The organism is Bacillota bacterium, assembly GCA_040757085.1.
Lineage (GTDB): Bacteria > Bacillota > Sulfobacillia > JACIYH01 > JACIYH01 > JACIYH01.
In genome coordinates, this window is record JBFLXJ010000017.1 from 206,606 (window position 1) to 232,578 (window position 25,973).

Below are 25,973 nucleotides of genomic sequence, written 5' to 3' on the forward strand. Positions count from 1 at the left end.
GCTGAGAGTGCGGCGTTTTGAAGTGGTTTCTGCTTACCGGGACAGAGGGGTGACCCTGCCCCGGCGGAGCACTCCGGGGTCGGCCGGGTACGACCTGGCGGCTGCCGAGGACACCGTCATCCCGGCAGGTGGGGTTGGCCTGGTGCCCACCGGCCTGAAGGTGTACCTGCCCCCGGGAGAGTTTTTGGCCGTGTACATACGGTCCGGCGTGGCCGTGGCGCGGGGGCTGAGCCTGGCCAACGGGGTGGCCGTCATCGATGCCGATTACGCGGACAATCCGGCCAACGAAGGTCACATCGTGCTGGCCGTTTACAACCGGAGTCCGGAGCCGGTCACGGTGCACAGGGGAGAACGTATTGCCCAGGGGATTTTCCTCGCCTTCGGCCTGGCCGACGACGACCGACCGGGCCCTCCCCGGCGGGGAGGACTGGGGAGCACGGGCCGGCTGTAGGCCCCGGTGTGGGGATATGGGTTTCGGGATTTGTCGAAGATTGGGGCCAGGTGTCGACAAGTTTCTGCGCACGCGGGCCGGTTCCTCGCTATAATGGGGGTGGCCAGGCGCCCCCCGCCCGGTCCCCACCGCAGGGGGAGGGCCGTTGCCAAGGGAAAATAGCGAAGAAAACCTGCTGCGTGAACTAGAGGAGCTGCGGCAGGAACTGTATCGGGTCACCAATGGTGCCACGACCGGGCTGCATGAAAAGGAGCGGGAGCGTGCAGAAGAGATAAGCACCAGATTGGATCACCTGGTAGTCGAGGTGGTCAAACGTAGAACAGAGAGGAAGGCATGATAACGCTGGGGGACCGGGCGGGGGGTTTTTTAGTTTTCCCCAGAGCATATACGTAAGTCGGGGAATGGTGTGAACTGGTATCTCTTAGCAATGGGGGGCACGGCCCTCCTGGTGCTGCTTTCCCTCATGCGCAGGGTGAAGCTGATCCGCATGGCCCGCCAGCAGGACATGGTGGAGCCCGTGTCTTCCCCGGTGGCGGAGGCGGTGAGGCAACTGGTAGGGGTGGCAGGGGGTGTCTACGTGGCCCTGGTGAGCCTGGCGGCTTTCCTGCGCCTGCCCCCTCAGCAGTCGGTGGAGCTGTTTGGCATAACCTTTGACCCTCTTGCCCTGGCTGCCCTCATCGTCGCCATCGTGCAGCCATTTTTCCTGCCTTCCTCACGGACGGTGCCGTAGCACTTCGCTACCGGCCGAGACACATCCGCCTTCCTTCCCCCGCGGCTGCGCAATACGTGGCCGTCAGTGCGGAATACTACCATACACCCGGGTTCGCCTGAACGAACCCAAACTGGGGGAAGGGGGTATGGACCTTGGCGAAGACGGTGATCGGGGTATTCCGCAATCGCGGCGACGCCGACCGGGCGGTGGAAGAACTCCGCCAGAAGGGCTTCAGCCGCGACATTTCCGTGATCACCAGGGGTGGGCAGCAGGGAGAGGGAGGAGGTACGGTGGCCGAAGGTGTGGTCACCGGCGGTACCCTCGGGGGTCTGGCCGGTCTCCTGGCGGGCGCGGGAGCGCTGGCCATCCCGGGGGTTGGTCCCATCCTGGCAGCCGGACCGATAGCGGGGGCCCTCACCGGGGCAGCCACGGGAGGCCTGGCGGGAGGCTTGATCGACTGGGGTATTCCCGAGGAACGGGGACGCTTCTACGAGCAAAAAGTCCGGGAAGGTAACCTGGTGGCCATGGTGAAGAGTTCCGACCCCAAGGTCAACGAGGCCGCCGACATCATGCGCCGCCACGGAGCCCAGGACGTGGAGACCCACACCGCCCGCAGCTGAGCGGACGCCGGGCGTTGCATCCGGTGCCACCCCCATCCCGCCAGGTGCGCCGGGGGTGCGGTATCTGCGTGATACGGATCCGGGCAGGGGGAAGGGTGCTTCCTTCCCCCACCTTCCCTTTCAGGCGCTATTCCTCGTCGGGCCGGGGACGGGGGGATGCATATGCGGGTGGGGAAGCGGTTGTGAGCCGGGCCAAGAAGGAGTGGAGCATCGAAGCGCGAATACCCCCTGGTAACCCGACGGGGTTGGGAAAGGGGAGTGGTCGTGCATCCCATTGCCTTTCGCATCGGCGGGCTCGAGATCCACACCTGGGGCGTCCTGTTCGCGCTGGGTTTTGGACTGGCCATCCTGGCGGCAGAGATGAACGCACGCAGAGTGGGGTTGCCTTCCTGGCTTTACGTGGAGTCTTCCCTCTACATTGCGGTGGCGGCCATCCTGGGTGCCCGGCTGCTGTACGTGGCCCTGGAATGGGGGCAATATAGCGGTCAGCCCTGGCGGGTGCTGAACACCCGGGAGGGCGGGCTTTCCCTGTACGGGGGTCTGATGGGCGGAGTGCTGGCCGTCTGGCTGTTCACCCGGCTGCGTCGTGTCCCTACCGGTCGGTTTCTGGACGGGGGAGCCCCGGCCGTCGCCCTGGGCACGGCCGTCACCCGGGTGGGGTGCTTCCTGGAAGGGTGCTGCTGGGGCATCCTCACCGGGGGGGACTGGGGGTTTCTCACCCGTTTTGCGCCCGGCCTGCGCCATCCTGCCCAGTTGTACGAGATGGTGCTCGACCTGGTTCTTTTTGCCGGCCTGTGGTATCTGGCTCCCCGCCTGGTTCTTCTCCCCGGCCAGCTGTTCTTGTTTTACGTGGCCGGGTACTCGGCCATCCGTTTCGGCGTCGAGTTCTGGCGAGATGTCCCCCACCTGTGGGGGTGGGTTACCGTCACCCAGCCGGCTGCCCTGGTCACGGTGCTGGCGAGCCTGGGGCTGGCCTGGTACCGCTGGCACCGGGCGCGGAACGTCACGCGCGGCAAGGGAGTCACATAGCCTGTAGTGAGTATATCCGCCACCAGCAGGGGATGAGGGCGGTGCAGGGAGTACAAGTGGCGGTAGTGGGAGGAGACCGCCGGGAAGCGGAGGCGGCCCGGTTTCTGGCCATGCGGGGCGCCCGGGTGCGGGTGTGGGGACAGCCCGCGGCACGCCTGGGAGAGGGCGTGCAGGTGGCGGCCCGCGCGGAGGAAGCGCTGGCGGCGGCACGGGTGGTAGTGGGGCCCGTGCGGGGAACGGATGGCGCCGGGCGCATATGGTCGGAGGCCGGCCCGCTGGAACTGGGCGAGAAGGCCTGGGGGGCCCTCGATGCGGGAACCCTCTTCCTGATCGGGGTGGGTGACGCCATCCTGCGGGACGGGGTCGCCGCCCGCGGCGCCCGCCTGGTGGAGTACCGGGAGCGCGACGACTTTGCTATCTGGAACTCGGTGCCCACTGCGGAAGGGGCGGTGTTCATGGCCCTGAAAGAGATGGATGTCACATTGCACGGGTCGTCCTGTCTGGTGCTGGGCCTGGGGCGGACGGGGCTCACCCTCGCGCGCCTGCTACGGGCCATGGGGGCTACGGTGACGGTGGTGGCTCGCCGTTCTGCCTGCCTGGCCCGCGCCGAGGAGATGGGGTGTCGGGGGGCGGCGCTGGACGGCCTGGAGGAAGCGGTTGCCGGAGCCGACGTCATCTTCAACACCATCCCTGCCCCTGTACTCCACGCCGGCGTGCTGCGCCGGGTGCCGGCGGGATGCATCATCATCGATTTGGCCTCCGCTCCCGGGGGCACGGACTTCGCTTTTGCGGCCGCACGCGGCCTGCGGGCCAGCCTGGCCCCCGGCTTGCCTGCGACCAAGGCTCCGGTCACCGCGGGTCGCATTCTGGGTCGGGTGGTGGAGCAAATCTGGCGGGAAATGCAGACTGGGGGGTGATAATGTGCCGCTGGCTGGTAGGCGGGTGGGGTTCGGGATCACGGGTTCCCTGTGTAACCTGCACCGGGTCTGGCCCCAAATGGAAAAGCTGGTGATGGCGGGGGCAGAGGTTGTCCCTGTGGTTTCCCAGGTGGTACAGAGTACCGATACCCGGTTTGGAACGGCTGCCCAGGTGCTGGCCCGCATACGGGACATTACGGGCCGGGAACCCATCCGGAGCATCGCGGAAGCGGAGACGCTGGGCCCCGTGCAGCCGGTGGACATCATGGTGGTGGCCCCCTGCACGGGTAACACCATGGCCCGTATCGCCAACGCCATCACCGACGGACCGGTGACCATGGCGGTGAAGGCCACACTGCGCAACGGCCGGCCCGTGCTGCTGGCCATCAGTTCCAACGATGCCCTGGGGCTCAACGCCCGCAACCTGGGCACGTTACTGGCGGCGCGCAACGTCTTTTTCGTCCCTTTTGGCCAGGACGATCCCCGGGGCAAACCCACCTCGCTGGATGCTGACCTGGAGCTGCTGGTGCCTGCCATCGAGGAGGCCCTGCAGGGCAGACAGATCCAGCCCCTCCTGGTGAGCCGGCATGCCGGTGGACCCCCGCCGGCGGGGCGGTAACCGGTGGAGAGCCCGGGGGTGCCGGGGACGGCGCTGGCGTCCCGCCCGGGGGGTTGAATGCGGACCGAACGTTAATCGAAGGGGGAGTACGGCAAGTTGGGCTGGCGCGTCGGGGTGCTGGGAGCGACTGGTGCGGTAGGGCGCGAAGTGGTGCGTCTCCTTGAGGAGCGTTGTTTTGCCGTGGACATGCTGCGGCTATGGGCCAGTCACCGCTCGGCCGGGGAGTACCTGGTGTTTCGGGGTGAGAAGGTGGAGGTGGAGGACCTGGCCACCTCCCCGGTCGGGGGAGTGGACTTCCTCTTCTCAGCCGTGGGGGATCAGGTTGCCCGGGAAATGGTGCCGGCCGCCCAGCGGGCGGGGGCGGTGGTGATCGACAAGTCGGCTGCCTTCCGTCTCGACCCGGGGGTCCCCCTGGTGGTTCCCGAGGTGAACCCCGGGGACCTGCAGGGCCACCGGGGCATAGTGGCCAGCCCCAACTGTTCCACCATCCAGCTGGTCGTGGCCCTGGCACCCCTAGCCAGGGAAGCGGGGCTGGAGAAAGTAGTGGTGAGCACTTACCAGTCGGTATCCGGCACCGGCAGGGAGGCGATGGAGGAACTGCGGGAGCAATCCCGGGTGGTGCTGGAGGGGGGTACGCCCCGGCCTCGGGTCTATCCTCACCCCATTGCTTTCAACCTGTTTCCCCACATCGACTTCTTCGACGAGACCGGTTACTGCCGCGAGGAAATGAAGCTGGTGCAGGAGACCAGGAAGATCCTGCACCTGCCCGGCCTGGCCATCACTGCTACAGTGGCGCGTGTTCCCGTGATGGTGGGCCACGCGGAAGCGGTGTGGGTGCGCACGCGCCGCCCCCTTTCCCCGGGGCGGGTGCGGGAAATACTGGCGGCGGCTCCGGGGGTGGTGGTGAGGGATGAGCCCGCCCGCTGCGTGTACCCCACGCCCCGCGAGGCGGCCGGGCAGGACGGCGTGCTGGTAGGCCGCATCCGGGCTGACCTGGACGACGAATACGGCATATGGATGTGGGTGGTGGCTGACAACCTGCGCAAGGGCGCGGCCACCAACGCCGTGCAGATCGCGGAACTGCTGGCGGGGTCGGGGTCGGGCACCCCCTGAGTTTACGCTGGCGGAGGGGGCAGTGGTGCGCATCCTGGTTCAGAAGTTCGGAGGGACATCGGTGGCCACACCGGCCGGGCGAGAACGGGTGTGCGAGCACGTGAGGCGGGCCGTGGAGGCGGGGTTCAGCCCCTGTGTGGTGGTTTCGGCCATGGGGCGTTACCCGGAACCCTATGCCACGGATTCCCTCATCCACCTGGCCATGGCTGCCGGCGGGCGCGTTTCCCCTCGCGAGCTGGACCTCATCATGTCCTGCGGGGAGACCATTGCCACCGTGGTAGTGAGTAGCTGCCTGGTGGCCCGTGGCATCGACGCCTGTGCCCTGACCGGGGGGCAGGCCGGCATCATCACCGACGGGGGGTTCGGGCAGGCGGAGGTAGTGCGGGTGGAGCCGGTGCGCATCCTGCGCTGCCTGGGCGAGCGGCGGGTTCCCGTGGTAGCCGGATTCCAGGGGGTAACGGAGTCAGGAGAAATCACCACCCTGGGACGGGGAGGCTCCGACACCACCGCTGCCGTGCTGGGGGCGGCCCTGCAGGCGGAGGCGGTGGAGATATACACTGACGTGGATGGCGTCAAGACCGCCGACCCGCGGCTGGTACCGGCGGCGCGCACGCTGGGGGTGGTCACCTACGACGAGGTGGCCCAGATGGCCCACGAAGGTGCCCGGGTGGTGCATCCCCGGGCGGTGGAGATTGCCATGCGGGCCGGGGTGCCCATGCGCATTCGGGACACCTTTTCCGATTCTCCGGGCACCCTGGTCACCTTCACCTTTGCCCGGCAGGGCTGGTCTCAGGTGAGGGACGGCCGGGTGGTCACCGCCGTCACCCATATCCCGGGGGTGGCGCGCATCCGCATTCTTAACCCGCCCTCGGGGCCCGGGGGATCCGTGCAGGTGTTCCGGTCTCTGGCCCGCGAGGGTATCAGCGTGGACATGATCCAGGTGGGCCCGGGCCACTGTGCTTTCATCGTGGGAGAAGAAGTGGCGGAGCGGGCAGCGCGCACCTTGAGAGAACAGGGGATGGAGGTCGAGATAAGGGAGGGGTGTGCCAAGGTTTCGGTGGTGGGGTCGCGCATGCGCGGCTTGCCGGGGGTGATGGCCAACGTGGCGGAAGCGCTGCACCGGGCAGGGGTGGAGATCCTGCAGACGGCGGATTCCCACGTGACCATATCGTGCCTGGTGCGGCAGGAGGACCTGGAGAAGGCCGTGCGCGCCCTGCACCACCAGTTCGGGCTGGATGCCTAGCCCGCAGGAGGTGCACTTCTCATGAGCGAGCCGGTTTTCGGGCGGGTGGTCACCGCCATGGTGACACCTTTCACCCGCCACTGGGAGCTGGATGCTCCCCGGGCGGCGGAGCTGGCGCGCCGCCTGGTGGACATGGGGTCTGACGGCCTGGTGGTGACGGGTACCACCGGGGAATCACCGGTGCTGGCCACGGACGAGAAGCTGAAGCTCTGGGAGACGGTACTGGAGGCGGTGGGGGACCGGGTGCCGGTGGTGGCGGGGACCGGGACCAACTGCACGCGGGATTCCATGCGCCTCACCCGCCTGGCGGAGAAGGCCGGGGTAAAGGGAGTCATGCTGGTCACCCCGTACTACAACAAGCCCCCGGCCGAGGGGCTGTACCGCCACTTCCGGGCGGTGGCGGAATCCACCTCCCTGCCCATCATCCTGTACAACGTGCCCGGGCGGACCGGCGTGAACATGGGTCCGGCCACCGTGGCCCGGCTGGCCCAGATCCCCAACATCGTGGCCCTCAAGGAGGCCTCGGGCAACCTGGATCAGGTCACGGAGATCCTGCGCCTGGTGCCACCCGGTTTTGCCGTGTATAGCGGGGACGACTCCCTCACCCTGCCCATCCTGGCTGTGGGGGGAGTGGGGGTGGTGAGCGTGGCTTCCCACCTGGTGGCAGGCGAGATCGGCCGTATGATCAGCGCCTGGCGGGAAGGAAGGGTGGAGGAGGCGGCGGAGGTTCACCGACGGCTCTACCCGCTCTGCCGGGCCATGTTCCTGACCACCAATCCCGTGCCCGTGAAGGCAGCCATGAGGCTGGTGGGGTTTAATGTGGGACCGGTGCGGCCGCCGCTTTGCGAACTGAGCCCCCAGGAAGAGGCCAGCCTTTCAGGAGTGCTGCGGGAATTGGGGCTGCTTGCGTGACGGAGGCTGGCCAGATATAATACGGGTTGGAGATTTGACGGTTCCGGTTCGGCGCGGCCGGACCGTTTTTGTGGGATTTGGGAAATCTCGACCGGGCGAGACCTGGCGCACGGTGGGGCCCATGGCGGGGTTTTGTGGCTATTTAAAGGGGCACCTGGAGGTGGTATTTTTTCATGGTGAGGAAATCAGCCCGCCCCACCCTGCGCATCATCCCCCTGGGAGGCCTGGGGGAAATCGGAAAGAACATGACCGTGGTCGAGTGCGGTGATGACCTCCTGGTCATCGACTGCGGGCTGGCCTTTCCCGAAGAAGAGATGCTGGGGGTGGACATCGTCATCCCCGACATCTCTTACCTGCAGCAAAACATGGACCGGGTGCGCGCGGTGGTACTCACCCACGGTCACGAGGACCACGTGGGTGCCATCCCCTACCTTCTTCCCCACCTTCCCGTTCCGTTCTACGGTACCCCTCTCACCCTGGGGCTGGTGCGGGGCAAGCTGGTGGAGACTGGGGCGGCCGATCAGTTCGACGGGCGGGCCCTGCAGGCGGGTGAGAAGGCCGAGATAGGTTGCTTCCAGGTGGAGTTCTTCCGGGTCACCCACTCGGTCCCCGACGCGGTGGGGTTGGCAATCCGTACCCCTGCCGGTCTGGTGGTGCACACCAGCGACTTCAAGTTCGACCAGACTCCTGTGGACGGCCGGGTTTCCGACATCGGACGACTGGGGGAATTGGGCCAGGAGGGCGTGCTGGTCCTCCTGAGCGACTCCACGGGAGCGGAACGCCCCGGCTTCACGCCGTCCGAGAAGTCCGTGGGCAAGACCCTACAGGAGGTTTTCCGATCGACCAGGTCCCGGGTGCTGGTGGCCTCCTTTGCCACCCACCTGCACCGCATCCAGCAGGTGATCACCGCCTCCTACCAGCAGGGTCGGTACGTGGGCGTCATCGGACGGAGCATGGAGGATACCGTCCAGGTGGCCATGACCCTGGGGTACCTGGACGTACCCGAGGGGATGATGCTGGACATCGAGGAACTGGAGGGTCTGCCTCCCGACAAGGTGACCATCCTCACCACCGGCAGCCAGGGCGAGCCCATGTCCGCCCTCACCCGCATGGCGGTGGGCGAGCACAAGCGGGTGAACATCAATCCCGGCGACACGGTGGTTATTGCCGCTTCGCCCGTTCCCGGCAACGAGAAGATGGTGGCACGTACCATCGACAACCTGTACCGCCGGGGAGCGCGGGTGATATACGGGCCGGATGCCGGCGTGCACGTTTCCGGGCACGGCAGCCAGGAGGAGTTGAAGCTCATGCTCAACCTGCTGCGGCCCCGCTTCTTCGTGCCCGTGCACGGCGAGTACCGGCACCTGGTCCACCACGCTGCCCTGGCCGAGGCAGTGGGCATCCCCCGCCGCAACATCCTGGTGGGGGACAACGGGTCCGTCTTCGAGTTCAGCAAGGACGTGGCGGCCATTACCGGGCGGGTGGACGCCGGTATCCTGATGGTGGACGGCCTGGGTGTGGGTGATGTGGGCAGCGTGGTGCTCCGGGATCGCCGGCAACTGGCGGAGGACGGCATCGTGGTGGTGGTGATCGCCGTGGACCAGGAGACCGGCGAACTGGCTTCCGGACCCGAGGTGGTCACCCGCGGCTTCGTGTACGTGCGGGAATCCGAGGCCCTGCTGGAGCAGGTGCGGGCCACCGTGCGCGAGGCGCTGGCGCGGCGGAACAACCACCGTCCCGACTGGCCCCAGCTTAAGAATGTCATCCGCGAGACCCTGTCGCGCGAACTCTTCGAGCGCACCGGACGCAGGCCCATGATCCTCCCCATAGTCATGGAAGTCTGACCGCGGGGCGGAGTTGCCCGCGTGGTTCCTGGAGGAGGAGCGGTGGTTGCTGAATCCTTCCCCGGGAGGAGGGCAGAGCTTGCTGGTAGTGGATCGGTTCGAGGGAGAATGGGTGGTGCTGGAATGGAAAGGACGGACGTTTTCCGTGCCGCGGGGTCTGCTGCCGGAGGGGGCCAGGGAAGGGGATTGCCTGCGCTGGCACCTGGAGGTTGACGGGGAAGCAACTGCCGCGCGGCGCCGGCAAGTGAGGAACCTCCTCGATCAACTCGAGCGCTGATGCCATCTGGGTGGCGCTGCAGGGCTGGTTTCTGTGAAGCGGGCGTCCTCGGGTACGTTGGTACGGGCGATACGGGTGGCGCGGGTGTGCCTGCTGGCACTGCTGGTTCTGGGCCTGGTGCTGGGGGCGGCTGGCTGCCTGCCAGGCTCCGGCCAGGTTGCCGGGCCGGCGCTGATGGGCCCGGGGGCGGGGCAGGCCGGGCGGGAACCTGGGCAGGGCTGGCAACCCGGGCAGGCAGCCGTCCACTTCCTGGATGTGGGGCAGGGAGACAGCATCCTGGTCCAGTTTCCCTCGGGATTTACCATGCTCATCGACGGCGGCAGTCGGGAAGCCGGGCCGGGCGTGGTGGAGTACATGCGGTCGCAGGGGATCAGGCGCCTTGATGCGCTGGTGGTGACCCACGGTCACGAGGATCACGTGGGCGGTTTGCCTGCTGTGATCAGTTCTTTTCCGGTGGGGCGGGCGTACCTTTACCCCGGGGAGCACACCACTGCGGCGTACGAGTCCCTCTTGCGGGCGCTGGTCCGGGAGAAGGTGCCGGTCACCAGGGCGAAGGCCGGCACGGTCATCCGGCAGGAAGGGGGCCAGGAGGGGCAGCCCGCCGGGGTGAGCGGGAAGGGGCCGGCCACCCGGGCGGTGGTGCTGGGCCCGCTTAAGGAGTACGACGAACAAAACGATTGCTCCCTGGTGGTGAGGCTCGGGGTGGGGCGGGTGGTGTTTCTCTTCACGGGGGATGCCAGCGGGGTGGTGGAGGCGGACATGATGGCGGCGGGTGCAGAGGTGGACGCCGACGTCCTCAAGGTGGGGCATCATGGCAGTGCTACCTCGACCAGCGCCGCGTTCCTGCGGGCTGTGTCGCCCCGCTGGGCGGTGATCAGCGTGGGGAAGGACAATCCGTTCGGCCATCCCGCCTCGTCGGTACTGCGCCGGTTATCCCGGGCCGGCGCCACCGTGTACCGAACAGACCGAAGCGGCACCGTGGTCTTTTTCACTGACGGTCGGGAGGTGTGGATAAGAACCGAGCGCAACGGCGAATGATTTCACCGGGGCTAAGTTGGGGGACGGGAGCCGGGTCGCTGCTGGGGACCGGTGGTCTTATGCAAGCACTTGATAACACAAGCACAAGGCAAATGCAAGAAATGAGCAACCACCTGGCAAGCAGGAGTGGGAGGGGCAGTGTCGAATACTTAGTGCGGGCGAACGGGGCCTCCGCGCGGAGGCGGTCGCCTTGTATTGGGGAGGGATTGTGAATCCGTTCACGAGAGAAGGGGGGAGGTGAAGCAGGCTTAAGGGGCGGCACCTCGCGCAGCTGGTAACTGTCTCATTCGGGCCGTGGCAATGCCCGGCCCCGCAGGGAGGGGTAAGCATGAAGATCACCGAGGACTGGTGGTCGGTAATCATCGGCTTCGTACTCATCTTCGCGGCCACCGTCGGCTTCAAGGTACCCTGGAAGATCTTCACGTACGGGGGGTGATGGCAAGTGTCGAGTAAGCCTGCTCCGGCGGCGCAGCCGGCCCAGTCTTCCAAGACCGCGGGTCTCATCGTGGGCCTGGTAATCATCATTGTGCTGGCCCTTCTCACGAACTACCTTTCCAACCACCCCAAGGTGCACAAGGCCCTTGAGTTCCCGCTCTGGGCCGCCGCACTGGGCCTGGTGGTCAACATCATCCTGACGGCTACCGGCACCAGGCAGTTCATCATGCCGGCGGTCCGGACAGAGTTGTTCCTGAAGATCGGTCTCGTGCTCCTGGGTTGCAGCGTGAACATCAAGCAGATCGGCGTCGTAGGTGGCAAGGGCATAGTGCAGGCCCTCATCATGGTCACCTGCGTGTTCTTCTTCACGTATTGGCTGGGGGGTGTGTTCAGACTGCCCGATAAGATGCGGGCAGTGATGGCCACGGCCATCTCCATCTGCGGCGTGTCGGCGGCCATCGCCGCGGCCGGGTCGGTGCTGGCGGGCAAGGAAGAACTCACGTACATCACCGCCCTTGTCATCTTCACCGCCCTGCCGCTCATGGTCCTCATGCCTTACCTGGCCCACGTGTGGAACCTGCCCACGCAAGTGGCGGGCGCGTGGTTCGGGGGCAACATCGACACCACCGCCGCGGTGGTGGGGGCGGGCGCCATCCACAGCGAAGCGGCCATGAAGGTGGCCTCCATCGTGAAGATGTCCCAGAACGCCCTCATCGGCGTGGTGGCGTTCATCCTGGCCCTCTACTTCACCACCGTGGTGGAGCGGAAGAACGGGGGCACCGGCGAGCGGCCCAGCGCCCGGGTGATCTGGGATCGCTTCCCCAAGTTCGTGATCGGCTTCGTTGTCGCGTCCGTCATCGTGAGCCTGGGCTGGCTGAGCAAAGACGTGGTCAAGGTGGTCAACGACTTGAGGAGCTGGCTGTTCACCCTGGCCTTCGTGTGCATCGGCCTGGAACTCTCCTTCGCCGAGTTCAAGCGGCTGGGATTCGGACCTACGGTGGTATACGTCATCGCCACCATCTTCAACACCGTGCTGGCACTGGGCGTGGCCTACCTGGTGTTCGGTGGCATCCTCTTCCCGGCGGGCTAGTGCTGGCTCGGGTATAGCAAGGCAGGTTGCTGTCGCAAGAGGCGAAGCAAAACCGGCGAGGCGGTGGGCGCGCGGGGTGCCTCGAGCGCCCACCGCGCCGTAGAAAGGAAAGTGAGCCGCAGTGTATCTGGTTAACGTGAATGTGGAGAAGTGCATCGGATGCGGTGAGTGCGTGGAATGCTGCCCCGCCTTGATCCTCGTTCTGAATGATGGTAAAGTCGAGGTGACCGGAAACCCGGATGACTGCCTGGGTTGCCGTTCCTGCGAGGCGGTTTGCGAGCAGGCCGCCATCGTGGTGCAGGAACTTTGATTCCAGCCCGGGCGGCGCGGCCGGGCTTCGGGCGCAGTAAGCAAACGGAGGTGTGAGGAGTGCCGGAGATCCAGTACGGCGAGAAGAAGATCGAGGTGGACGAGGACGGGTTCATCCAGGATCCAGATCTCTGGAACGAGGACCTGGCCAAGTTCCTGGCCCAGATGGAAGGAATCGAGAGCATGACGGAGGACCACTGGAAGGTGGTCAACTTCCTCCGCAACTATTACCTGGAGTTCGGAATCGCCCCCATGATCCGCAAGCTGTGCAAGGAGACGGGGTTCACGCTCAAGTACATCTACGAGCTGTTCCCCAGCGGACCGGCCAAAGGAGCCTGCAAGATTGCTGGTCTGCCCAAGCCCACCGGCTGCGTGTGACCGTCGGCGAGTAGAAGCCGCTGCGCCCCTGCGGCCCCGGCGGACGCGGGGGGCGGCGGCTACTTTACAGAGAGTGCCAGCCCTGGAGGTAGACTTGAGTGGAAGAGCGACTGCTTTCCATCGTTGAGAACGAGGTCCAGATCGCGGCGTTGACCATTTTCGCGGGGCTTTACGCTCTGAAGTTACGGTGGTTGCTGTCCCGGCCCTCGGTGCGGGATCTGGCACAGCCCAAGGGGAGTGCGGGGTACGGCGTGGCCGCTGCCTTTTCCGTCATGTTCCGCCCCTGGGCCATGCCCAGTACCCGGCAACACTGGGTACGCTGGCTCGAGTTCAGCCTGCTTCACGTGGGCATCGGGACGGCCATCCTCTACAGCTTCTTGATCCCGTACGTCGAGGGGATCCTGGAGTGGCCAGGTACCCGGGTGGCGGCTGTGGCAGTGGCGGTTGGCTTTGGGGCCGGCGTGGTCCGCCTGGTCAGGCGGGTGGCCAGTCCGGACATACGCGTGATAAGTTCCCCGGACGACTACTTCTCGCTCGCCGTGGTGGACATCTTCCTGCTGCTGGGGGTGTTCGCGCTCTGCGACCTGTACTGGGGGCGGCTGCTGTTCTTCGCCCTGACTGCCCTGCTCCTGGTATACGTGCCCACCAGCAAGATTTCTCACTACCTGTACTGGCCCTTTGCCCGCGTCTTTTACGGGGCTCACTTCGGTCGCCGGGCCGTGGTGCAGTAGCGGGGGGGATGGCACTTGAGTGAGGCCAAACTAGCCGGCGGAGCGAGTAGAGAAGACACCGGGGGCGCGGGGCTCGACCTGGCCCGGGCCCGGGAGTTGTTCGATAAGAAGCTGACTCGCCAGTTGGTCACCTACTTCCACGCCTGCGCTCACTGCGGGCTCTGCAATGATACCTGCCATTACTACGTTGCCACGGGGGACCCGCGTATGGTCCCCGCTTACAAAGCGGATCGCTTTCGCAGGGTGTACAAGCGGTACCACGACTGGCTCGGCCGCCTGGTTCCCCGCTGGGTGGGGGCCGAGGAACTGACCGAGGCGGCACTGCGTGACCTGCTGGACAATGCCTTCGGAGCGTGCACCATGTGCCGGCGCTGCACGGTCAACTGTCCCATGGGCGTGGACATGGGACTCATGATGCGCACGGCCCGCGGGATACTGGATGCCCTGGGACTTACCCCCCGGGGGCTCAAGGCGACCGTGGATATCCACCTGCGAACCCGCAACAACATGGGCATCAACGAAGAGGAATTCGTCGACACCATCGAGTGGTTGGAAGAACAGTTGCAGGACGAGGTGGGGGATTCCCGGGCTCGCATACCCCTGAACAGGAAGGGGGCCCGCGTGCTTTACACGCTGAACCCCAGGGAACCGAAGTACTTCCCGCTCACCATCCTGGCGGCGGCCAAGATCATGTATGCCGCGGGCGAGGATTGGACTCTCAGCACGAACTACTGGGACGTGACCAATTACGCCCTTTTCTCCGGGAATGACGCTGCGGCCCGTACCATAGCGGGCTGGCTGCGCGACGAGGCGGTTCGCCTGGGCGTGCAGGAAGTGGTGATGGCCGAGTGCGGGCATGGATACCGGTCTTTTCGCTGGGAGGGGCCGAACTGGCTGGGGCAGAGGTACCCATTCCGGGTGCGGGGGTTCGTGGAGGTCATGGCCGATTACATCAGGAGCGGTCGCATACGCCTCAACCCGGCTGCTAACGACAAGCCCGTTACCTACCATGATCCCTGCAACCAGGCCCGCAGCGGAGGGATAATCCAGGAACCGCGTTTCATCTTGCGTCACGCCGTGATGGACTTCCGGGAGATGAACCCCCACGGAGCCCAGAATTTCTGCTGCGGCGGCGGCGGAGGCATGCTTTCTATGACCGAGTTTGCCGAACGCCGCGTCCGGGCGGGCAAGGTGAAGGCCGACCAGATCCGCGCTACCGGTGCGGAAGTGGTGGCGACCTCGTGCCACAACTGCCTGGACCAGATCACGGAACTGAATAAGCACTACAAGCTGGGAGTCAAGATATGCAACCTGTGCGAGGTGGTGGCCAACGCCCTGGTACCGGGTTAGGGGTCGGAAGCAGGACCTGCGGCGGCGCTTGCTGCAGCATGGAGGGGTCCGGGGTGCATTCTAGGCGGATCGTGATTATAGGAGGAGTGGCGGCGGGACCCAAGGCGGCGGCCCGTGCCCGCCGGGTTGATCCGCAGGCCGAGATCGTCCTCCTGGAGAAGGGAACCCTGATATCGTACGGCACTTGCGGCCTGCCCTTGTACCTGGCCGGCCTGGTGGAATCCCTGGCCCAACTGCGCTCCACCCCTGCCGGGGTGTTGCGGGACGAGGATTTCTTCTGGCAGGAGAAGCGTGTGCGCGTTCTCACCGGGACGGAGGCGGAGGCAATTGATCCCGACCGCCGGCTGGTGCAGGCCCGTTCCGGCACCGAGCGCTTCACCATCGCATATGACAGCCTGATCATCGCCACCGGTGCTATTCCGGTGGTACCGCCCATCGCGGGGCTGGATGAGGAGGGCGTGTTCCGCCTGCACCGGCCCGAGGAAGCAGAGGCCCTGCGGCGTGCTCTGGCGCCCCGCCGGCGGGCGGTGGTGGTGGGAGGAGGCCTGGTGGGGCTGGAGGTGGCCGATGCGCTGGCTGCCCGGCGCATGCAGGTGACGGTGTGCGAGGCGAAGGAGCACCTGCTGCCGGGCCTGCTGGATGCCGACCTGGCGCGCCTGCTGGAATCCCACCTGACCCGTCAGGGCATGACGGTGGTAACGGGGCAGCCCGTGACCGCCATCTGCCGCAGGAACGGGCTCCTGCACGTGGAAGCCCGGGACTGGAAGGGGGAGGCTGACCTGGTGGTGGTGGCCTGCGGGCTGAAGCCCGAGGTGAGCCTGGCCGTTCAGGCGGGCCTGAAACTCGGTCCCACCGGGGCTATCGCCGTCGACGAACGGCAGGCCACCAGCATCCCCAACATCTTCGCCGCCGGCGACTGCTGCGAGACCACCCACCTGGTTTCAGGGCACAAGACGTGGCTGCCGTTGGCCTCCACCGCCAACAAGCAGGGGAGGGTGGCCGGCACCAATGCCGCCGGGGGCGAGGAGCGCTTCCCCGGCGTGGTGGGTACCGCGGTCCTGCAGGTGGCGGAGTACAACGTGGCCCGCACCGGCCTGGGTGAGGAAGAGGCGCGACAAATGGGGTACGAGGTGGTGACCGCCCTGGTTACGGGGATGGATGCCACCCACTACTACCCCATGCACGCTCCCCTGTCCCTCAAGGTGGTGGCTGACGCCTGTAGCGGCCGGCTGCTGGGTGCTCAGGCCGCGGGCCCCGGTGAGGCGGTCAAACGCATCGATGTCCTGGCCACCGCCCTGGCCTGCGGGGCTACTCTGGAGCAGGCTGCCTGCCTGGATTTGGGGTACGCCCCACCATTTGCCACCGCCCTGGACATCTGCTTGCAGACCCTGAACCAGGTGCGCAACCGGCGGGACGGGCTGGCGCGCCCCATGAGCGCCTGCGAGTTGAAGGTGCGCCTGGAAGGACCCCAACCACCCCTGCTGGTGGACGTCCGTACCACCGAAGAGTACGAAGAGCGTCGGTTGCCGTATCCTGCCCTGGCCATCCCTCTGGGCCAGTTGCGTGACCGCCTGGACGAGATACGCGCGGCCATGGTGCCCGGTCAGGAAATCGTGGCCGTATGTGAAATGGGCGTCAGGGGTTTTCAAGCCCAGCGCCTGCTGGACGCCGCCGGGCTGGGTCCCGCCCGCTACCTGGAGGGGGGAATATGGGCCTGGCCTTACGGCCTGCAGAGCTGATACGGCGGCCCTGGTCCGCGGAGGGGGAAGGAGGGGGTCGGGCCGGCGGCGAAACCACTACCCGGACGTCATTATCTGCTGGGCGAGGGGTGGACCATGACCGATCGCGGGCGGGCAGGTGGCTCCAGGCCGGGCGGGGAAGGGGCCGGCGGTTCGCTATCGGGGCTCAGCCCCGAGCAACGGGCGGTGGTGGACTATGCGGTTGCGTATTACCGCCTCCACGGGCACACCCCCAATCTGCGCACGCTGGTGAACGAGTTGGGACTGGACAAGAAGCGCGTCTACCTCCTTTTTCCGGGCAATCCCATCCGGCGGATATGCCAGATCACCGGCCTACCCATGCCCCCGGAGTGTTGAAATACCCCGATCACGTGGGGGAAGTCTCGCGATCTTCTTATCCGATGGGTCTGTACCGCGTGGCCGCTGCCCAGAACAGGTCGCCCTTCGGACCGGAGGATCCCGAAGTTATCCTTCCTCTTCCGGCCGGCATGGGACAGCGGCTGGCGCACAACCCTGAGAGTTGGCCCTGGTCCGTATACCTGAGAGTTCTGCCTCCGGCGGGAGGGTGGATGTCCGCCGACCTGCTGGATGCCCTGGCCGGCTTGGTTGACCGCCGGGGTATGGGCCTCCTGCACCTGGCCTGCGGGGGAAGCTGGGAGATTTACACCACGCCCGTGGAGGCACTGGCCCTGGTGCAGGATTTGAACGCCCTCGGGCTGGACGTGGGTTCCACGGGGGATGACCTGCGTTGCCTGGTGGCGTGTGCGGGTCCGGGCAGGTGTGACGAGGCCCTGGTGGATGCTCCCGCCATCGCCACCTACCTGGGGAGGCGTTTTTTGGACGAGCAGCAGTATCCCGCTCTACCGCGCAAGTGCAAGCCCGGGGTGGCGGGATGCCCCCGCGACTGCGTGCGCGCAGCCCACCGCGATCTGGCCTTCATCGGGATCGATCATCCCAGCGGTGGGAAGGGCGTGGTCATGATGGTGGGGGGCAAGTACGGGGAGCTATCGGGCGGGGGTCCCCGTCCCGCGCAGGTGCTGGTGCCTTTTATCCCCCTCCCGGGAGATGATTACCGGGCGGTGGGTGACATCTGTGAGCGGTTCCTGGACGTGTGGTGCCGTCTGGCCCGCAACCGGGAGAGAGTGGGGGACTTCGTGGCACGCCTGGGGGCGGAGCGGATTCGGGTCGAGATGGGCTGTCCGCCCGGTGATGGCGTTGGCTGAGGCGGGTCTGGAACAGGTCTTGCCGGCCGGGATCGTCGCTGACTTCCGCGACCAGCTTCCCCCCTTCATACGGGAGTATTACGGGAAATGGGTGGGTCACGATTACCCGGCGCCGGGGGTGATCCGTCACGTAGCCGCCGACGGCACCGAGTGCTGGACGCTGCGCCTGTACCTGCCTCCCGGAGGCATGCTGTCCTCTTCCACTCTCCGCCTGCTGGCGCGCTGGATAAGGGAGTATGCCCGCGTGGGCAGGCGCACCAGCCGCCAGGCGTTCGAACTGGTGGGGGTGGATCCCTCACGCCTGACCGATCTTGTGGAGGAAGTCCGGCGGGCCGGGTTCTTGCCGGGCGGGACGGGGGCGGCCCTGAAGCAGGTGAAGGCGTGCGTGGGATACCTGCACTGTCAGAACGCCCTGGTTGACTCTCCCGGCTTGGCCAGGGTGCTGGGCGATGCCCTGCTGCAGGTGGCTCGCGACGGGTTGCCGGCGGGCCTGCGGGTTTCCGTGGCCGGGTGCCCCAACGATTGCGGGGGCGCCCAGGGAGCGGACCTGGGTCTGGTGGGATGGTTCCGCGGTGGACCCCGGGTGTGCCTTTATGCCGGGGGTAGGGCAGGAGCTGAGCCTCGGCTGGGCCAGGACCTGGAGTTCCTCCCCGTGTGTCCCCCCGAGTACGGCCAGGTGGTGGCGCGGGTGGTTGAGCTGGTGGAGCGGTGGCGGGGCGCGGCCAGGCAGGGGGAGAGGCTGGGGGAGTGGCTGGCACGCACGCAAGGCTTCCCCGGCCGGGTGGACCGGCGGGCGGAAAGGGGAGAAATGTGATGGCGCCCGGGCCCAGGGGGCTGGTGCTGGCGGCACCACGGGGGCGGTCGGGCAAGACCACCGTAGCCATGGGGCTATGTGCGGCCTGGGCCCGGAGGGGCCTGCGGGTGCAACCCTTCAAGAAGGGTCCCGATTTCATCGACCCGGGTTGGCTGACCCTCGCCGCCGGGCGGCCCTGCCGGAACCTGGACCTTTTCATGCTGGGCGAGGATGTTACCCGCCGGAGTTTCTTCTGGGCCAGCCGTGATGCCGACCTGGTCCTGGTGGAGGGAGCTATGGGGCTGTTCGACGGCCTGGACCTGGCGGGGTCGGGCAGTACGGCCCAACTGGCGCGACTGCTGGGACTTCCCATAGTGCTCCTGCTGGACGTAAGCCGCATGACTCGTACTGCGGCGGCAGTGGTGCGGGGACTGGTGGGCTTCGAAGAGGGAATCCGGTTCGCTGGTGTCATCCTCAACCGGGTGGGCAGTTCCCGTCAGGAGCAACTGGTACGGGCAGCGGTGGAGCAGTACGCGGGTCTGCCCGTACTGGGTGCCATCCCCCGCTGCCAGGGGGCAGCCGTACCTGACCGTCACCTGGGGCTGGTCCCGGCCGTGGAGAGGGTGAGTGCAGGCGGCCTGGTAGCCGAGGAGGCCATCCGGGAGGCTGCCCGGGCCATAGAGGCAAGCGTGGACCTGGACCGGTTGCTGGAGGTAGCCACCCCGCCACGCGAAGACGTCGCTCCTCAATTGCCGGCGGGATCGTCGCCTGCCCAATCCCTGGTCGGGGGATGCTCGCCTGTCAAACTTCCGGCGAGGGAAGGGTCGTTCGCCGAGCCCGTACCGGTGGGGGTCGTACAGGACCGCGTATTCAGCTTCTATTACCCCGAAAACCTGGAGGCTCTTGAGCAGGCGGGAGCCCGCCTGGTGCGAATCGATTCCCTGCATGACACCGAGTTGCCGCCCGTGGCGGGCCTGTACATCGGGGGTGGTTTCCCGGAGGTGTTTGCCCAGGAACTGGAGGGAAACTCGTCCCTGCGCGGCTCCCTGCGGCAGGCCATCGCCGGCGGCCTGCCCGTGTACGCAGAGTGTGGCGGACTCATGTACCTCTGCCGGTCCCTCGTCTGGGAGGGACATACCCGGGAGATGGTGGGCGCCCTTCCTTTCGACGTGGAGATGTCCTCTTCTCCCCGTGGCCACGGTTATGTGGAGGCGGAGGTGATGGGTGATAATCCCTACTTTGCCCTCGGGGCAGTTATCCGGGGGCACGAGTTTCACCATTCCCTGCCCACGTCAGTGCCCGTGCGGAGCATGGTTTTCCGTCTCCGCCGGGGGACGGGATGGGGCCAGGGGTACGACGGACTCAGGTGGGGCAGTGTCTTTGCATCCTACCTGCACGTACACGCGTTGGCCTGTCCCGGATGGGCCCCGGCACTGGTTGGGGAGGCCCGCAGGTTCGAACGTGACCGGAGGGGAGTCGGAGCATGGCGGTAGGGCCACGTTTGCGTTACTGGCGGCAGCAGCGGGGGGTATCCCTGGAGGAATTGGCGGAGCGGTTGACAATTGCTCCGGACTGCCTGCAAGAAGTGGAGGCCGGCCAGCGGCGGATGGCAATGGCTGCCTGGCAGGAGGCAGCTGCTCTCCTTCAGGTGCCGCTGGAGGAACTCCTGCGTGAGGGAGAGCCCTCGGAATCGGGGCCGGGGGAGCGGGCCGCCGGCCGGGTCTCTACTGCATCGGAGAGCGGAGGCAAATGTGAAACCGAAGCCGGCCACGTGAAAATCCGCGTGGGCAGTACGGTGCGTAGCCTGCGCGAACAAAAGGGGATCACCGTGACCGAACTTGCTCGGGCAACCGGGCTGTCGCCCGCCCACATTTCCGAGATCGAGCGGGGGCGGAGCGCCCCCTCCATCCGCACTCTGGAAAAGCTTGCCCGGGCCCTGGGCGTTTCGCCAGGGGTATTGGTAAGGTCGGTGGGGGCAAACGGGGTGGGAGAGAAGCTTCGGCGCCTGCGGGAGCGCCTGGGGCTCACCCAGAAAGAAGTGGCTCAGAAAGCTGGCGTTTCTTACGGTTTGATTGGCCAGATCGAGTCGGGCCGTACCCAGTCCTCGGTGACTACGCTGAGTCTGCTGGCGGAAGCCCTGGGCGTGTCCCCCTGTTACTTCCTCATGGACGAAGAGGAAGTGCTGGAGGTGACCCGTTCCCTTTCCCCCGAGGTGGCGGACTTGCTGTCGGAACCTAAGGTCAGGGAGTTCCTCTCCCGGGTGGGCCGCCTGAGGAGGGGAGCTTTCGAGCTGGTGATGGCGGTGGTGGACGTACTGGTTTCCCGCCTGCCCGGTGACGAGGAAGACAGCGAGGCCGAGCCACTCGGGGAACTGGGGGAGCTCTTGCGTGAGCTCGGCCCCGAGGAGCAGAGTTTTCTCATGGAATCGGCCCGCTTCCTGGCTTCCCGCAAGACCCGCGAAGCCGGCTGAGGTGAGGCGGTCGTGCTCCAGGTGGTAGGAATAAGCTGTCATACTGCTCCCCTTGATCTGCGAGAGAAACTGGCGGTTACCGGGGATGAGTACCCTCTCCTGTTGCGAGAAATAGCCGCGTGCCCCGGAATGCAGGAGGTGGCCGTCCTGGCCACCTGCAACCGCACCGAACTTTACCTGGTGAACGATCCCGTAAGGGGTGACGACGCCGCCCGGAGGTTTTTCGCCGGGCGCGGGCTGGGCCCCGGGGAGGCTCATCTTCTCTATCACAAGGAAGGGGAAGAGTGCGTACGGCACCTTTTCTCGGTGGCGTGCGGCCTGGACTCTCCCGTGCTGGGTGAGACCCAGGTGCTGGGCCAGGTGAAGGGTGCTCTGGCCCGCGCCCGGGAGGCCGGCACAGCGGGGCCGCTGCTGAACGCGCTGTTTTCGCGGGCGGTGGCCGCGGCGGGACGGGTGCATGCGCAGACGGGGCTGGGCAGCCACGCCTGCTCGGCCAGCAGCGCGGCGGTGGAGGCGATTTCCCAGGAGCTGGGGGGCCTGCGGGGACGGCGGGTGCTGCTGGTGGGGGCGGGCAAGATGGCCGATCTGGCGGGGAGGGCCATGAAGGGGCGGGGCGCCGAAGTGTGGGTGACCAGCCGCAATCTGGCCCGGGCCGCCGCCCTGGCCGAAAAATATGGCTTCGCTCCGCTGCCCTGGGCAGGGCTGGAGCGGGCACTGGGGGAAGCCGATGCTATTATCTGCGGTACCGCCGCGCCCCACTTGATCCTGGGCGCCGACCGGATAGAGCGAGCCGTTACCGGTCGGGCGGCGGCCCCGCCAGCCCTGTCCCTGTCGCCGGCCGGGGAGCGCCGGCTGGTAGTGGCGGATTTGGCCATGCCCCGCAACGTAGATCCCGCCGTGGCTGGCTTGCCCGGAGTGCGCCTTTTTGACCTGGACGAGTTGCAGGCACGGGCCCGCGCCAACCTGGAGCACCGGCGGGCGCTGGCGGCGCAGGCCCGGGACATCATAGAAGAGGAGGCGGCGCATTTCCAGAGGTGGCTGGCCGGCCGCCAGGCCGTTCCCCTGATCAGGGCGGTACGGCGCCGGTACCTGAGCCTGGCTCGCGGGGAAATGGAACGGGCTCTGGCCCGGATGGGTCCCCTCACCCCCGATCAGCGACGGGTGCTGGAGGAAATGGTGCGGCGGTTAGTGAATAAGGGGTTGCACGGGCCCATCAAAGCCATGTACCGCCTGGCGGGCGATCATGAGGGAGCTTCGCAATTGAGAGTTCTGGCAGAGGCTTTGCTGACTCCGGGAACCCGGGAAGCCCGCGGTGGCAGATGCCGGGGGCAGTCGGGTGAGTGAAAATTACCTGGCGGTGATGCTTACCAGTCGGGGCAGACGGTGCCTGGTGGTGGGCGGGGGTGAGGTTGCCCATCGCAAGGTGCAGGACGCCCTGGGGGCGGGGCTCAGGGTGGTGGTAGTTGCCCCTTCCCTGGTGCCGGCCCTGCGTGATCTGGCGGAGCGCGGAGACATCGCCTGGAAAGAACGGGCCTTCTGCCCGGAGGACGTGCGGGGAATGTTCCTGGTATTTGCTGCTGCCACCCCCCATGTCAACAGTGAAGTTTGCCGTGCCGCCCGCGAGGCGGGGGTGCTGGTCAACGTGGTGGACCACCCGGAGATGTCGGATTTCACATCGCCCGCCGTCCTGCACAGGGGCCCGGTTACCATCGCGGTGAGCACGGGCGGGGCGAGCCCGGCCCTGGCCGCCCGCATTCGGGACCGGGTGGCTGCCCTGGTGGGCGAGGAAGTGGGGGAATGGGCCGCCCTGCTGGGCCGTTTCCGCCAGCGGGTGCAGGAGGCAGTCCGGGACGAAACGGTGCGCCACGAGTTGTTGCGGCGGGCGGGGCAGTTCGACGGGGCCAGCTTGATAGCCCGCGGTGAAAAAGGGGCCCTGGAGGCGCTGCTGGAATCATGGCTCCAGGAGGCGAGGAGAGGCCCCCGGGGAGGGGAGGATGCTGGGCGTGGATGAACTGGTCCTGGCTACCCGGGGAAGTGCGCTGGCCCTGGCCCAGGCGCAGTGGGTGGGGGCCGCTCTGCAGGCTGCCCGGCCCGGGCTTTCCATCCGCATGCTCATCGTTCACACCCGGGGGGACCACATTTCTGCCGGGACGCTGGCCGGAGAGGGAGGTACGATGAGCGCGACGGGCGCCCCGGGAGGCACGGGGGAGTTCGTGCGCGAGGTGCAGCAGGCCGTCCTGAGCGGGGAGGCGCACGCGGCCGTGCACAGCCTGAAGGATCTCCCCCTGCGAGGGCCGGAAGGTCTGGTGCTGGCGGCTGTCCCCGCCCGGGGAGACGTGCGAGAGGCCCTGGTTTCCCGGGGATGTCGGCTGGAGGACCTCCCCGCCGGTGCACGTGTGGGTACGTCCAGTCCCCGCCGGCGGGTCTTCCTGCGTCACCTCCGTCCCGATGTGGCGGTGTTGGAGATGAGGGGCAACCTGGACACCAGATTGCGCAAGCTGGACGGCGGAGTTTGCGATGCGCTGGTAGTAGCCGCCGCCGGGCTGGGGCGGCTGGGGATGGCGGACCGGGTTACCCAGTATTTGCTGCCCGAAATCTTCCTGCCTGCCCCCGGCCAGGGTGCCCTGGCCGTGGAAGTAAGAGGGGAAGATGCCCCCGTGCGGGAACTGGTGAGTCGTATCGATGACCCCCGCGCCCGCCAGGCAGTCCATGCCGAGCGGGCCATGCTGGAGGCGCTGGGGGGAGGCTGCCGGGTACCCGTGGGGGCCTGGGCTCGCCGGGAGGACAGGGACCTGGTGCTGACGGGAGCCTATGCCCCCGATGGCGTCCGTATCTGGCGGGTGACGGCCCGTGTGGCAGCCGATCCTGCCGACCTGGAGGCGGCCCGCCGCCTGGGGCTGGAAGTGGGGGAGCAACTGCTCAAGCTGGCAGGGGAGCGGTATGCGCGTGGAGGCGGGTGAGGGCATGAAGACGGCGGGTGAGGTCTGGCTGGTGGGGGCAGGCCCCGGCGATCCGGGGCTTTTGACCATGAGGGGGAAAGATGTCCTGGAGCGGGCCGACGTAGTGGTGCACGACCGGCTGGCCAATCCAGCCCTGCTCCGGCTTGCGCCCCGCGCGCGGTTTATCGACGTGGGCAAGAGTCCCGATGGCCAGGGCTACCGCCAGGAGGAGATCAACCGAATACTGATCGATCTGGCCCGGGAGGGCAACATGGTGGTCCGCCTTAAGGGAGGCGATCCCTTCATCTTCGGCCGGGGCGGGGAAGAAGCCCTGGCGCTGGTGGCTGCTGGCATCCGTTTCGGCGTGGTTCCCGGGGTCACCGCCGCCTCAGGGTGCGCCGCCTGGGCGGGGGTGCCCCTCACCCACCGGGGTCTGGCTTCCTCGCTGGCCCTGGTCACCGGCCACGAGGACCCGGGCAAGGTACCGCAGGTGGAATGGAGGCGCCTGGCGGCTGCCGCTGACACCCTGGTTGTGTACATGGGGGTAGGACGACTGGAACTGATCGTGACCGAGCTTCTGGCGGGAGGAAGGCCGGCCGACGAGCCCGTCCTCCTGGTGCAGGAGGGGACGCGGGCGACCCAGAAGGTGGTTTCGTCTCGCCTGGAAGAACTGCCTGCGCGGGCCCGGGAGGGGGGAATAGAGCCCCCCGCCCTGCTGGTGGTGGGGAAAGTGGCGGCATTGCGGCGGAGCCTGGCCTGGTACGAGAACCTGCCTCTGTCCGGTTGCCGGATCGCGCTCACCCGACCCCTGGTCATGTTCGGTGAGGACGCTCGTCCTGTCGGCCATGCCGGCCACCCTTTTGCGGGCTGGGATCTGGCGGACTGGCAAATAGCGGGGGCGGAGGTGGATGTTTATCACCTGCTCCGCCTGGAAATGCCCGCCGATCCCGGGCCTCTGCGCCAGGCCGCCCGCCAGGCGGGCTGTTTTCGCTGGATACTGTTCACCAGTGCTGCGGGCGTGGAGGCATTCTTCCACGCCCTGGCAGAGGAGGGTGCTGATGCCCGCGCCCTGGCGGGTTGCCGGGTGGGGGTGGTGGGACCCGGTACCGCCGCCGCGCTCCGGCGGCACGGGATCCGCCCCGATTTGGTGCCTCGGCCCTACACAGTGGACGCCCTGGTGGCGGAGGTGGGCCGGCGACTTGCCCCCGGCGACCGGGTCTTGCTTCCCCGCAGCGACCTGGCCGCCTCCCAGGCCGAGCCGCTCCTTCGGGCCGGAGCTGAAGAGGTCCGGGAGGTGACGGCGTACCACACCGCCGCTGACCGGGAGGAGGCGGCGCGCCTGGCCCGGGACGTGGTGGCGGGTGGGGTAGACGTCCTGGTACTCACGAGCGCTTCCACCGCCCGCATGGCGGCACAAGAGGTGCTGGCCGGGTGGGCAGGAGGGGTGCCGGGGGGCGTGGAACCACCCCTCGCGGGTATGGAATCCTCCCTAGCAGCGGGGGCGGGGTTGCCCCTTGTGGTGGCGATCGGGCCGGTGACGGCGCGGGCCTGCAGGGAGGCGGGGTGGCCGGTGGCGGCGGTGGCCCCCACCCATGACCGGGAGGGCTTGCTGCGCGCCGTGGTCGATCTGTGGCAGGGGCGCCGGGTGCCTCGCCGCCCGGGGGTGACGTGAAGACCATGGCTGTTGAACGGACTCTTTGAGGGAGCATTGGAGAGAGGTGAAGAAGCGGTGCTGGGCAGG

General features: G+C 67.2%; 28 protein-coding genes. All 28 read left to right on the plus strand.

The features are described 5' to 3' along the window. Positions 1-7 precede the first annotated feature (7 nt). A complete protein-coding gene (locus tag AB1446_06130; protein MEW6546481.1) occupies positions 8-451 on the plus strand; it encodes a dUTP diphosphatase in 444 nt (147 codons plus the stop codon). A 145-nt stretch (positions 452-596) separates the two neighbouring features. Then, positions 597-788 carry a hypothetical protein gene (locus AB1446_06135; GenBank protein MEW6546482.1) on the plus strand — a complete coding sequence of 64 codons (192 nt, stop codon included), beginning with the start codon at positions 597-599 and terminating at the stop codon, positions 786-788. A gap of 69 nt (positions 789-857) precedes the next feature. Beyond that, positions 858-1,181, plus strand: a complete 324-nt coding sequence (locus AB1446_06140) for a hypothetical protein (GenBank protein ID MEW6546483.1) — start codon at positions 858-860, stop codon at positions 1,179-1,181. A 134-nt stretch (positions 1,182-1,315) separates the two neighbouring features. After that, positions 1,316-1,783, plus strand: coding sequence for a hypothetical protein (locus AB1446_06145; GenBank protein ID MEW6546484.1), 468 nt, complete (start codon positions 1,316-1,318; stop codon positions 1,781-1,783). A gap of 258 nt (positions 1,784-2,041) precedes the next feature. Next, complete coding sequence (locus AB1446_06150; GenBank protein MEW6546485.1) at positions 2,042-2,812, plus strand: prolipoprotein diacylglyceryl transferase; 771 nt, start codon at positions 2,042-2,044, stop codon at positions 2,810-2,812. 41 nt (positions 2,813-2,853) lie between these two features. Next, complete coding sequence (gene dpsA / locus AB1446_06155; protein ID MEW6546486.1) at positions 2,854-3,729, plus strand: dipicolinate synthase subunit DpsA; 876 nt, start codon at positions 2,854-2,856, stop codon at positions 3,727-3,729. Positions 3,730-3,733: 4 nt separating this feature from the next. Further along, positions 3,734-4,348, plus strand: a complete 615-nt coding sequence (locus tag AB1446_06160; GenBank protein MEW6546487.1) for a dipicolinate synthase subunit B — start codon at positions 3,734-3,736, stop codon at positions 4,346-4,348. Positions 4,349-4,444: 96 nt separating this feature from the next. After that, positions 4,445-5,461 (plus strand): aspartate-semialdehyde dehydrogenase, encoded by a 1,017-nt coding sequence (locus AB1446_06165; GenBank protein MEW6546488.1) that lies wholly within the window; start codon positions 4,445-4,447, stop codon positions 5,459-5,461. Positions 5,462-5,486: 25 nt separating this feature from the next. Next, the gene (dapG, locus tag AB1446_06170; protein MEW6546489.1) at positions 5,487-6,704 is read left to right on the plus strand and encodes an aspartate kinase; all 1,218 of its coding nucleotides are present in this window, start codon (positions 5,487-5,489) and stop codon (positions 6,702-6,704) included. Positions 6,705-6,725: 21 nt separating this feature from the next. Continuing rightward, positions 6,726-7,616: a 4-hydroxy-tetrahydrodipicolinate synthase gene (gene dapA, locus AB1446_06175; GenBank protein MEW6546490.1), complete on the plus strand. Its 891-nt coding sequence runs from the start codon at positions 6,726-6,728 to the stop codon at positions 7,614-7,616. Positions 7,617-7,789: 173 nt separating this feature from the next. After that, positions 7,790-9,460, plus strand: a complete 1,671-nt coding sequence (locus tag AB1446_06180; GenBank protein MEW6546491.1) for a ribonuclease J — start codon at positions 7,790-7,792, stop codon at positions 9,458-9,460. A gap of 46 nt (positions 9,461-9,506) precedes the next feature. Continuing rightward, on the plus strand, positions 9,507-9,737 hold the full coding sequence (locus tag AB1446_06185) for a DUF3006 domain-containing protein (GenBank protein MEW6546492.1): 231 nt from the start codon (positions 9,507-9,509) through the stop codon (positions 9,735-9,737). 33 nt (positions 9,738-9,770) lie between these two features. Next, positions 9,771-10,775, plus strand: coding sequence for a ComEC/Rec2 family competence protein (locus AB1446_06190; GenBank protein ID MEW6546493.1), 1,005 nt, complete (start codon positions 9,771-9,773; stop codon positions 10,773-10,775). A gap of 442 nt (positions 10,776-11,217) precedes the next feature. After that, positions 11,218-12,300, plus strand: a complete 1,083-nt coding sequence (locus AB1446_06195; protein MEW6546494.1) for a putative sulfate exporter family transporter — start codon at positions 11,218-11,220, stop codon at positions 12,298-12,300. A gap of 121 nt (positions 12,301-12,421) precedes the next feature. Beyond that, positions 12,422-12,610: a 4Fe-4S dicluster domain-containing protein gene (locus AB1446_06200; GenBank protein MEW6546495.1), complete on the plus strand. Its 189-nt coding sequence runs from the start codon at positions 12,422-12,424 to the stop codon at positions 12,608-12,610. A gap of 59 nt (positions 12,611-12,669) precedes the next feature. After that, positions 12,670-12,987 carry a TusE/DsrC/DsvC family sulfur relay protein gene (locus tag AB1446_06205; GenBank protein ID MEW6546496.1) on the plus strand — a complete coding sequence of 106 codons (318 nt, stop codon included), beginning with the start codon at positions 12,670-12,672 and terminating at the stop codon, positions 12,985-12,987. Positions 12,988-13,085: 98 nt separating this feature from the next. Next, on the plus strand, positions 13,086-13,718 hold the full coding sequence (locus AB1446_06210) for a hypothetical protein (protein MEW6546497.1): 633 nt from the start codon (positions 13,086-13,088) through the stop codon (positions 13,716-13,718). A gap of 15 nt (positions 13,719-13,733) precedes the next feature. Continuing rightward, positions 13,734-15,068 (plus strand): (Fe-S)-binding protein, encoded by a 1,335-nt coding sequence (locus tag AB1446_06215; GenBank protein ID MEW6546498.1) that lies wholly within the window; start codon positions 13,734-13,736, stop codon positions 15,066-15,068. A gap of 53 nt (positions 15,069-15,121) precedes the next feature. Next, positions 15,122-16,807, plus strand: coding sequence for an FAD-dependent oxidoreductase (locus tag AB1446_06220; GenBank protein ID MEW6546499.1), 1,686 nt, complete (start codon positions 15,122-15,124; stop codon positions 16,805-16,807). A 96-nt stretch (positions 16,808-16,903) separates the two neighbouring features. Then, entirely contained in the window at positions 16,904-17,164 is a 261-nt protein-coding gene (locus AB1446_06225; protein MEW6546500.1) for a TusE/DsrC/DsvC family sulfur relay protein, read from the plus strand. Continuing rightward, positions 17,161-18,030 carry a hypothetical protein gene (locus AB1446_06230; GenBank protein ID MEW6546501.1) on the plus strand — a complete coding sequence of 290 codons (870 nt, stop codon included), beginning with the start codon at positions 17,161-17,163 and terminating at the stop codon, positions 18,028-18,030. The genes AB1446_06225 and AB1446_06230 overlap by 4 nt, the downstream gene beginning before the upstream one ends. Next, complete coding sequence (locus AB1446_06235) at positions 18,017-18,844, plus strand: hypothetical protein (GenBank protein MEW6546502.1); 828 nt, start codon at positions 18,017-18,019, stop codon at positions 18,842-18,844. The genes AB1446_06230 and AB1446_06235 overlap by 14 nt, the downstream gene beginning before the upstream one ends. Then, entirely contained in the window at positions 18,844-20,316 is a 1,473-nt protein-coding gene (locus AB1446_06240; GenBank protein ID MEW6546503.1) for a cobyrinate a,c-diamide synthase, read from the plus strand. The genes AB1446_06235 and AB1446_06240 overlap by 1 nt, the downstream gene beginning before the upstream one ends. After that, positions 20,307-21,293 (plus strand): helix-turn-helix domain-containing protein, encoded by a 987-nt coding sequence (locus AB1446_06245; GenBank protein ID MEW6546504.1) that lies wholly within the window; start codon positions 20,307-20,309, stop codon positions 21,291-21,293. The genes AB1446_06240 and AB1446_06245 overlap by 10 nt, the downstream gene beginning before the upstream one ends. A gap of 12 nt (positions 21,294-21,305) precedes the next feature. Beyond that, entirely contained in the window at positions 21,306-22,637 is a 1,332-nt protein-coding gene (gene hemA, locus AB1446_06250) for a glutamyl-tRNA reductase (protein MEW6546505.1), read from the plus strand. After that, entirely contained in the window at positions 22,630-23,304 is a 675-nt protein-coding gene (locus tag AB1446_06255; GenBank protein ID MEW6546506.1) for a bifunctional precorrin-2 dehydrogenase/sirohydrochlorin ferrochelatase, read from the plus strand. Before hemA ends, AB1446_06255 begins: the two co-directional genes overlap by 8 nt. Next, positions 23,297-24,253: a hydroxymethylbilane synthase gene (gene hemC / locus AB1446_06260; protein ID MEW6546507.1), complete on the plus strand. Its 957-nt coding sequence runs from the start codon at positions 23,297-23,299 to the stop codon at positions 24,251-24,253. The genes AB1446_06255 and hemC overlap by 8 nt, the downstream gene beginning before the upstream one ends. Next, positions 24,234-25,904, plus strand: a complete 1,671-nt coding sequence (gene cobA / locus AB1446_06265; GenBank protein MEW6546508.1) for a uroporphyrinogen-III C-methyltransferase — start codon at positions 24,234-24,236, stop codon at positions 25,902-25,904. Before hemC ends, cobA begins: the two co-directional genes overlap by 20 nt. Positions 25,905-25,973 lie beyond the last annotated feature (69 nt).

Bases quoted from the DNA above. Each gene is read 5' to 3' on its own strand.
- dapA (MEW6546490.1), top strand. From the start codon at position 6,726: ATGAGCGAGCCGGTTTTCGGGCGGGTGGTCACCGCCATGGTGACACCT.
- AB1446_06180 (MEW6546491.1), top strand. From the start codon at position 7,790: ATGGTGAGGAAATCAGCCCGCCCCACCCTGCGCATCATCCCCCTGGGA.
- AB1446_06225 (MEW6546500.1), top strand. From the start codon at position 16,904: ATGACCGATCGCGGGCGGGCAGGTGGCTCCAGGCCGGGCGGGGAAGGG.
- AB1446_06235 (MEW6546502.1), top strand. From the start codon at position 18,017: ATGGCGTTGGCTGAGGCGGGTCTGGAACAGGTCTTGCCGGCCGGGATC.
- AB1446_06240 (MEW6546503.1), top strand. From the start codon at position 18,844: ATGGCGCCCGGGCCCAGGGGGCTGGTGCTGGCGGCACCACGGGGGCGG.
- AB1446_06245 (MEW6546504.1), top strand. From the start codon at position 20,307: ATGGCGGTAGGGCCACGTTTGCGTTACTGGCGGCAGCAGCGGGGGGTA.
- cobA (MEW6546508.1), top strand. From the start codon at position 24,234: ATGCGCGTGGAGGCGGGTGAGGGCATGAAGACGGCGGGTGAGGTCTGG.